This window comes from Pseudomonas sp. NMI542_15 (assembly GCF_021283425.1).
Classification (GTDB): Bacteria; Pseudomonadota; Gammaproteobacteria; order Pseudomonadales; family Pseudomonadaceae; genus Aquipseudomonas; species Aquipseudomonas fortuita.
In genome coordinates this window covers 1-1,640 of the sequence record NZ_JAJSRO010000061.1, presented here as the reverse complement: position 1 = coordinate 1,640, position 1,640 = coordinate 1, and the positions used below count along the sequence as shown (strand labels likewise).

At 62.8% G+C, this 1,640-nt stretch carries 1 protein-coding gene; it reads left to right on the top strand.

Annotated features, from left to right (window positions below; genetic code table 11):
- Window positions 1-1,640 (top strand): acetolactate synthase large subunit (locus tag LU684_RS30395; RefSeq protein ID WP_023049034.1); only part of this gene is annotated, 1,640 nt, incomplete at its 3' end.

Here is a 1,640-nt window from a genome sequence, read left to right as displayed (position 1 = left end):
ATGGCCAAGGCCGCCGATGTCGTTGTGCAATGCCTGGAAAACGAAGGTGTCGAGTATGTGTTCGGCATTCCCGGTGAGGAAAACCTCGACCTGCTCGAATCCCTGCGCAAGTCGAAGATCAAGCTGGTACTGACCCGCCACGAGCAGTCTGCAGGCTTCATGGCTGCCACCTACGGCCGCCTGACCGGCAAGACCGGCGTCAGCCTGTCCACCCTCGGCCCCGGCGCCACCAACCTGGTCACCGCCAGCGCCTACGCCTACCTGGGCGGCATGCCGATGATGATGATCACCGGCCAGAAGCCGATCAAGAAGTCCAAGCAGGGCCGCTTCCAGATCATTGACGTGTGCGGCATGATGGACCCCATCACCAAGTACACCCACCAGTTCGCCTCGGCCGACAACATCCCGGCCCGCATGCGTGAAGCCTTCCGCCTGGCCGAAGAAGAAAAGCCGGGTGCGGTACACCTGGAACTGCCGGAAGACATCGCCGCCGAGCAGACCGACGCACTGCCGATCCCGCGTAGCCTGCACCGCCGCCCGCTGGCCGAACACAAGGCTGTCGAAGCGGCGGTGGAGAAATTGCAGAACGCCCGTAACCCGATCCTGGTGATCGGTGCCGGTGCCAACCGCAAGATGACCGCCAAGGTCCTCAAGCAGCTGATCGACAAGACCGGTATCCCGTTCATCACCACCCAGATGGGTAAAGGCGTGGTCGACGAGCGCCACCCGCGCTTCCTGGGCAACGCTGCGCTGTCGTCGGGTGACTTTGTTCACCGCGCCGTCGAAGCCGCCGACCTGATCATCAACATCGGCCACGACGTGATCGAAAAGCCGCCGTTCTTCATGGTCCGTGGTGGTACCGAAGTCATCCACATCAACTTCCGCTCCGCCGAAGTCGATGCCGTGTACTTCCCGCAGGTCGAAGTGATTGGTGACATCGCCAACGCCGTGTGGCAGATCAGCGAAGCGCTGAACGACACGTCGCACTGGGACTTCACCCGCCTGCTGGCCATCCGTGAAGCCAACGAAGCGCAGATCGCCGAAGGCGCCGACGACAACCGCTTCCCTGTCTACCCGCAGCGCCTGGTAGCCGACATTCGTCGCGTACTGCCGTCCGAAGGCATCGTTGCCCTGGACAACGGCATCTACAAGATCTGGTTCGCCCGTAACTACAAGGCGCACAAGCCGAACACCGTGCTGCTGGACAACGCCTTGGCGACCATGGGCGCCGGCCTGCCATCGGCCATGGCGGCACACCTGGTGCACCCGGACCGCCCGGTGATCTCGGTGTGCGGCGACGGCGGCTTCATGATGAACAGCCAGGAACTGGAAACCGCAGTACGCCTGGGCATGCACATCACCGTGGTGATCCTGCGTGACGATGGCTACGGCATGATCCGCTGGAAGCAGGCCAACATGGGCTTCACCGATTTTGGCCTGGACTACGGCAACCCGGACTTCGTCAAATACGCCGAAGCCTACGGTGCCAACGGTCACCGCGTGGAAAGTGCCGAAGGCCTGCTGCCACTGCTGGAACACTGCATCAAGACCCCGGGCGTGCACGTGATCGACTGCCCGGTCGATTACAGCGAGAACGACCGCATCCTCAACAGCGAGCTGCGTGAGCGTGCGCTGGCGGT